The 6,050-nt window shown below is 68.6% G+C and carries 6 protein-coding genes, 1 other RNA gene and 1 pseudogene; 6 read left to right on the top strand and 2 right to left on the bottom strand.

The window, feature by feature from the left end:
- Positions 1 to 108: 108 nt before the first annotated feature.
- Both AB0M20_RS22400 and mctP read left to right on the top strand, forming a co-directional pair.
- A pseudogene (locus tag AB0M20_RS22400) lies at positions 109 to 324 on the top strand (DUF3311 domain-containing protein); the annotation flags it as partial.
- Between the two features lie 79 nt (positions 325 to 403).
- Positions 404 to 2,050 (top strand): monocarboxylate uptake permease MctP, encoded by a 1,647-nt coding sequence (mctP, locus tag AB0M20_RS22405; RefSeq protein ID WP_364301061.1) that lies wholly within the window; start codon positions 404 to 406, stop codon positions 2,048 to 2,050.
- 77 nt (positions 2,051 to 2,127) lie between these two features.
- Here the strand turns inward: mctP and AB0M20_RS22410 are convergent, their stop codons facing one another.
- Positions 2,128 to 2,583 carry a MarR family transcriptional regulator gene (locus AB0M20_RS22410; RefSeq protein WP_364301063.1) on the bottom strand — a complete coding sequence of 152 codons (456 nt, stop codon included), beginning with the start codon at positions 2,581 to 2,583 and terminating at the stop codon, positions 2,128 to 2,130.
- Between the two features lie 87 nt (positions 2,584 to 2,670).
- Here AB0M20_RS22410 and AB0M20_RS22415 point away from each other — a divergent pair, with 87 nt between their 5' ends.
- Positions 2,671 to 3,003: a VOC family protein gene (locus AB0M20_RS22415; protein WP_364301065.1), complete on the top strand. Its 333-nt coding sequence runs from the start codon at positions 2,671 to 2,673 to the stop codon at positions 3,001 to 3,003.
- Positions 3,004 to 3,097: 94 nt separating this feature from the next.
- On the opposite strand, the gene AB0M20_RS22420 is transcribed toward AB0M20_RS22415, so the two are convergent.
- Entirely contained in the window at positions 3,098 to 3,862 is a 765-nt protein-coding gene (locus AB0M20_RS22420) for a sulfite exporter TauE/SafE family protein (RefSeq protein WP_364301068.1), read from the bottom strand.
- Positions 3,863 to 3,907: 45 nt separating this feature from the next.
- Between AB0M20_RS22420 and rnpB the strand changes: the two genes are divergently transcribed.
- The 3 genes from rnpB to AB0M20_RS22435 all read left to right on the top strand — a co-directional run.
- An RNA gene (gene rnpB / locus AB0M20_RS22425) (RNase P RNA component class A) lies at positions 3,908 to 4,303 on the top strand.
- Between the two features lie 89 nt (positions 4,304 to 4,392).
- On the top strand, positions 4,393 to 5,553 hold the full coding sequence (locus tag AB0M20_RS22430; protein ID WP_364301070.1) for an MFS transporter: 1,161 nt from the start codon (positions 4,393 to 4,395) through the stop codon (positions 5,551 to 5,553).
- Positions 5,554 to 5,644: 91 nt separating this feature from the next.
- Positions 5,645 to 6,050: 4a-hydroxytetrahydrobiopterin dehydratase (locus AB0M20_RS22435; protein ID WP_364301072.1), on the top strand; the 406-nt coding region annotated here is incomplete at its 3' end.

Here is a 6,050-nt window from a genome sequence, read left to right on the forward strand (position 1 = left end):
GCTCGGCGCACCACCGGGCCCGTTCGGCGCAGGGAGATCGGTTAACAAACGGCGAAATCGTTAATCTCACGGAGTCCGATCGTCGTTCCCCAGGGGGAGGTACGGCCGATGGCCGAACCCGAGACCTCGACACCGGCGCGCACCGACCGCAGCCCGTGGAACTGGCTGCTGCTGATCCCCATCGTGGTGCCGCTGATGACTCCGCTCTACAACTTCGACTCACCCAGGCTGTGGGGGTTCCCGGCCTTTTACTGGATCCAGTTCCTCTTCATCCTGCTCGGTGTGGTCACCACGTCGATCGTGTATCAGATGACGAAGAAGAGGTCATCCGTGAGCGGGAGCGCCGGGGCCACCGCCCGGACCACGACGGCGGATGATCGCCTCGCCGCGGAAGGGGCCGGCGATGAGTGAGCACATCACCGAGATCATCGTCTTCGCGCTGCTGTTCCTGCTGGTCAGTGGCATGGGCTTCGTCGCGGCCCGGTGGCGCGCGCCGAAGGACATGGCGCACCTCGACGAGTGGGGGCTGGGCGGCCGCAGCTTCGGCGGCTGGATCACCTGGTTCCTGGTCGGCGGCGACCTCTACACCGCGTACACGTTCGTGGCGGTCCCGGCGCTGATCTTCGGCGCCGGCGCGGCCGGCTTCTTCGCCGTGCCGTACACGATCGTCATCTACCCGCTGTTCTTCCTGATCCTGATCAGGCTCTGGTCGGTGTCGCACCGGCACGGCTTCGTGACACCCGCCGACTTCGTGCGGCGGCGGTTCGACTCGCCGACGCTGGCGCTGCTGGTGGCGATCACCGGCATCGTCGCCACCATGCCGTACATCGCGCTGCAGCTCATCGGCATCGAGGCCGTGCTCAAGACGATGGGCATGACCGGGGACAGCCTGCTCGCCCGGCACGCCCCGATCATCATCGCGTTCGCGATCCTGGCCGCGTACACGTATCAGTCGGGCCTGCGCGCGCCCGCGCTGATCGCCTTCGTCAAGGACACGCTGATCTACATCGTGATCATCGTCGCGGTGATCTACCTGCCCTACAAGCTGGGTGGCTGGGGCAGCATCTTCGATGACGCGAAAGCCAAGTTCGACGCGTCGCCGGCGCCCGGCGACGGCCTCACGCTGAACCCCAACAACCAGCTGCAGTACATCACCCTGGCGCTGGGCTCGGCGCTCGCGCTGTTCCTCTACCCGCACTCGATCACCGGGGTGCTGGCCAGCAAGAACCGCAACGTGATCAAGCGGAACATGTCGGCGCTGCCGGCCTACAGCTTCCTGCTGGGGCTGCTCGCGCTGCTCGGTTACGCGGCCATCTCGGCGGGCGTGAAGCCGCTGCCCGGCGCGAAGGAGGGCACGGTCGACAGCAACACGGTCGTGCCGCTGCTGTTCGACCAGCAGTTCCCGTCCTGGTTCGCCGGCATCGCCTTCGCCGCCATCGGCATCGGCGCGCTGGTCCCCGCCGCGATCATGTCGATCGCCGCGGCGAACCTGTTCACCCGCAACATCTACAAGGAGTACATCCGCAAGGACGCCACCCACGCGCAGGAGGCGGGCGTCGCCAAGATCGTGTCGCTGGTGGTGAAGGTCGGAGCGGTCGCCTGCATCATCTTCCTGGACCCGCAGTTCTCCATCGACCTGCAGCTCATCGGCGGCGTCATCATCCTGCAGACGGCGCCGGCCGTGGCGCTGGGGCTGTTCACCCGATGGCTGCACCGGGGCGCGCTGATCGCCGGCTGGGTGGCCGGCATGGGCCTGGGCTTCTGGATGTTGTGGAACATCGCGAACCCGGCGACCAAGCGGGCCCACTTCGGTGGCTCGGCGTTCGCGCTCGAGAAGCTCGGCTTCGACACCCCGAAGACGATCTACGTCGGCTTCGTGGCGGTCGCGGTCAACCTGCTGGTGGCGGTGATCGTGACGTTCATCCTGCGGGCGATGAAGACGCCGGACGGTGTGGACGGCACCCAGGCGGACGACTACTACGCCGACGAGGGCGACCCCAAGCTCGAGGCGGAGCGCAGGAGCCCGGACGAGCTGGCCTCCTCAGCCTGATTCGCTCCCTTGTGCCCGGTTCGCCAACCGGGCAGCGGGCGCCGCGTTCCTCCCCGCCTCGGGGGACGCGGCGCCCTTCACCTCGTTTCCCGCATGTACTGCTCGAGGGAATCGTTGAACCGCTCGAGGGTTCCGGCCAGGGCCGCCCGGTCGGCCTCGTTCCAGTCGCGCAACACGCGGTCGTAGACGTCGTGGCGGGCCTTGCGGACCGCGTCGACCTGCTCGAGGCCAAGCGCGGTCGGGGCGATCACGATGCCGCGGCCGTCGCTCGGGTCACGCCGGCGCTCCACCAGGTTGTCGTTCTCCAGCGCCGTCACCTGCCGGGTCACCGTGGAGCCGTCGAGGTTGAGGCGGGCGGCCAGCGCCGACACGTTGAGCGGGCCGCCGGCCTGGAGGTGACGCAGGATCACGTACGCCGACCGGTCCAGCGCCCGGTGCGGCGCGAGGCGGGTGGCCCGGCGTGACGCCTCGCCCAGCCGCATCAGCAACGCGACCTGAGTTTCGATGATCCCCAATACGTCGTCTTCAGCCACGAAAGGTTCCTACTACAGACAACGGTCCGTTGCTAGCCTGGCGCGATGCATCGCAGCAGGTTGTCAACACTTCTCATCGATACCCCTGTGTCTTCTGCGGGCGCGGCATCGGCCTTCTGGTCCGCCGCGCTGGGCGCGCCGGCCCGCCCGGTGCCGGGCGAGGAGCAGTACACCAGCCTGGCCGGCGCCTTCCCGGACATGGTGGTCGCGATCCAGGCCGTGGACGACGCGCCGCGATACCACCTGGACATCGAGACCGACGACGTCGAGGCCGAGACGGCACGGCTGGTCGCCCTCGGGGCGGTGGAGCTGAGGCAGTGGCTGGAGTGCCGCATCCTGCAGGCGCCGGGCGGCCACCTGCTCTGCGTGATACCGCAGCACAGCGAGTCCTTCGACCGCCTGGCCCACACCTGGGAGTGACCCGCGGGACAGCCCGGCGGGTGGGCGGCGGGGGTGACCCACCGCCTGGCCCGCGGGTGTGTCACGGGACTTCAGGTGGCTCGTATCCAAATCTTTAGAAGAAGGCTCGATAGAGCAGGACCAGACCGATCACCGTGCCGAAGGTGACGATCAGGGCCTTGAGGATGTGGGTGGGGAGGCGGCGGGCGAGACGCGCGCCCGCATAGCCGCCGACGATCGTGGCCGGCGCCAGCGCCAGGACGGCGACCCAGTGGACGTCGGCGAAGAGCGTGAAGACCACGACCGTGATGCCGCCGACCGTGGCCGACAGGACGTTCTTCAGGGCGTTGATGCGGTTCAGCGGCTCGTCCAGCACCAGCGCCAGGGCGGCGATGTACATGACGCCCAGCGCCGCGCCGAAATAGCCGCCGTAGATCGCGCCCACGAACACGACGACCTGAAGCGTGATCGCGCCCCGGCGCGGGCTGAACGCCCGGGGATGGCCGACCGCGTTCTTGATGCGATCCTGGAAGAAGAGCGTGGCGGCGGCGCCCAGCACCAGGAACGGCACGATGACTTCGAAGGCGCGGGCCGGGGTGAGCAGCAGCAGGGCGCAGCCCGCCACGGTGCCCACGATGGCTGCGGGGACGGTGGCCAGAACCCGGTGGCGCTGGCCGCGGAGGTCCTGGCGGCTGCCCAGGACGCTGGAGACGTAGCCGGGGAAGACCGACACGGAGTTGGTGACGTTCGCCTCGACGGAGGGCAGACCGGTCGCGATCAGCGCCGGGAAGGTGATCAGCGAGCCGCCGCCGGCCAGCGCGTTGATCGCCCCGGCGGCGAGACCGGCCGCGATCAGCAGCAAGAGTTGTGCAAGGTCCATAGCAAGGTTGAATCTACGGGCCGCGTAGGATGACGGCGCGACGGACGAGTCGGCCGGGCGGTCGCGTCGGCGCCCTCCGGGGTGTCGCCGAGGAACGTCCGGACTCCGCAGAGCAGGGTGGTTGTTAACGGCAACCCGGGGTGACCCGCGGGAAAGTGCCACAGAGAACAGACCGCCGACGCCCGAGGGCGACGGTAAGGGTGAAACGGTGAGGTAAGAGCTCACCAGCATCCCGGGTGACCGGGATGGCTTGGTAAACCCCACCCGGAGCAAGGCCAAGAACGGTCGCTACGGCGGCCGGCGCAGACGTTCGAGGGCTGCTCGCCCGATGTCTGCGGGTAGGCCGCAAGAGCCTGCCGGCAACGGCAGGCCGAGATGGATGGCCGCCGCCGACGGCTCAGGCCGTGGGCACAGAATCCGGCGTACAGGCCGACTCGTCCGTCGCCCTCCTGGTCACGGCGGGCTGGCAGGGATTTGCGGCTGGATGGCAAGGTACGGACGGTTCGGCTGTCCTGCGCTCGGAGCTCTTCGTGCCCCTACTTCTCCTCGCCTACCTCGCCTTTCTTGGCATCTCCCTGCCCGACGGCCTGCTTGGAGTGTCTTGGCCGTCGATGAGCGCGAGCTTCGGACAACCCGTGGGAGCGCTCGGCCTGGTACTGCCCTTCGTCGTAGTCAGCTCGATGCTGTCCAGCGCCTCAACCGGTGCCCTGCTGGCCAGGATCCGGCTGGGCCAGATCCTCACCGGCAGCGTCGGTCTGTACGCGGTGGCCCTGCTTGCACAGTCGCTCGCCCCGGCGTTCTGGGCTTTGATCGTCGCCGCTGTCGTGCTGGCCGCAGGCTCGGGCGCCATCGACGCCGCCCTCAATGCCTTCGCCGCGCGCCGGTTCAACGCTCGGCAGATCACTTGGCTGCACGCCGTCTATGGATTGGGTGCCGCTGCCGGCCCCTTGCTGTTCCTGGCGACGACCATGGCGGGGTTGTCGTGGCGGTGGGCGTTCGGACTGGTCGACGTGCTGCTCGCCATGCTGACTGTGGTGTTCGCGTGCACCACTGGCCGGTGGCCGGCAGTTCAGCAGCCGCAGTCACGCTCATCACCGGAGAAGACGAAGCCACTTCGCAGGAGGCGTCCGCCGGCTGCGGTGTGGTCCGGCGCCGCGGTGTTCGCTTTGCAGACCGGCGTCGAGGCGGGCACGGCGCTCTGGGCATACACCTTCCTCACCACGGCCCGAGCTGTGCCGCCTGAGGTGGCGGCGGCAACAACGTCGGGGTACTGGATCGCCCTTCTCCTCGGTCGGGTGGTCCTGGGCGAAGTGGCCACCCGAATCGGTCGGCGGCCGATCCTGAGAGCGTGCGTAGTGGGCATGGTCGTCGGCGCGACCTTGTTGCTCTTGCCTGGCCTTGCTCCGGTTGGCGGCATCATCCTGCTGGGATTTACCGCCGCGCCGATGTTTCCGCTCCTGACTCTCACGACGGGCGATCGCGTCGGCGACGTCTGGACAGATCGGGCCATCGGTCTGCAAAGTGCCGCATCGACTGCCGGGGCGGCCACCCTGCCGGCGCTCATCGGTTTCCTGATCGGTCCGTTCGGCACTCAAGTCATTGCGCCGGGTCTGCTGGTCATCGCTGGAATGAACGCCGCGGTGTTCGCCTGGATCACGTCCAGATCGCGACGAACCCAGGCCGATCCGTAGCGAGACCGCGACGGACCGGCAATATCGACCGGCTTCCCTGCCATCCCCGTCGGCCTTCGTCCACACATCGCCCAAGATAAGGTCCGCGTCCATGGACATGCTGAGAAGCGAGCAGATCGCCGAGGCCGGCCTGACCGACTGGCGCAAGCTGGCCCAGGGACTGCATACCCGCTACCTGGTCGACGATTTCGGCGCCGGGGCGCGGTTCGTCGTCGCGGTGGGCGAGGCGGGCGACGCGCTCGGCCACCACCCGCGCGTGTCGATGGGCCAGGGCCACGTCGACCTCGAGCTGGTCAGCGACGACGCTGTCTACCGCGACGACGACGGCACCGAGTACGTCATCGAGTGGGTGACCCAGCAGGACGTCGACCTCGCGCGCCGGATCACCGAGATCGCCGCCGCTCACGGGCTCGACGCCGATCCGGCCTCGGTCAGCGAGCTCGAGCTCGGCCTCGACACGGCACACTCTGCGACCATCGCCCCGGTGTGGGCCGCCC

Source organism: Actinoplanes sp. NPDC051633 (assembly GCF_040681735.1).
Lineage (GTDB): Bacteria > Actinomycetota > Actinomycetes > Mycobacteriales > Micromonosporaceae > Actinoplanes.

Bases quoted from the DNA above. Each gene is read 5' to 3' on its own strand.
- mctP (WP_364301061.1), top strand. From the start codon at position 404: ATGAGTGAGCACATCACCGAGATCATCGTCTTCGCGCTGCTGTTCCTG.
- AB0M20_RS22420 (WP_364301068.1), bottom strand. From the start codon at position 3,862: ATGGACCTTGCACAACTCTTGCTGCTGATCGCGGCCGGTCTCGCCGCC.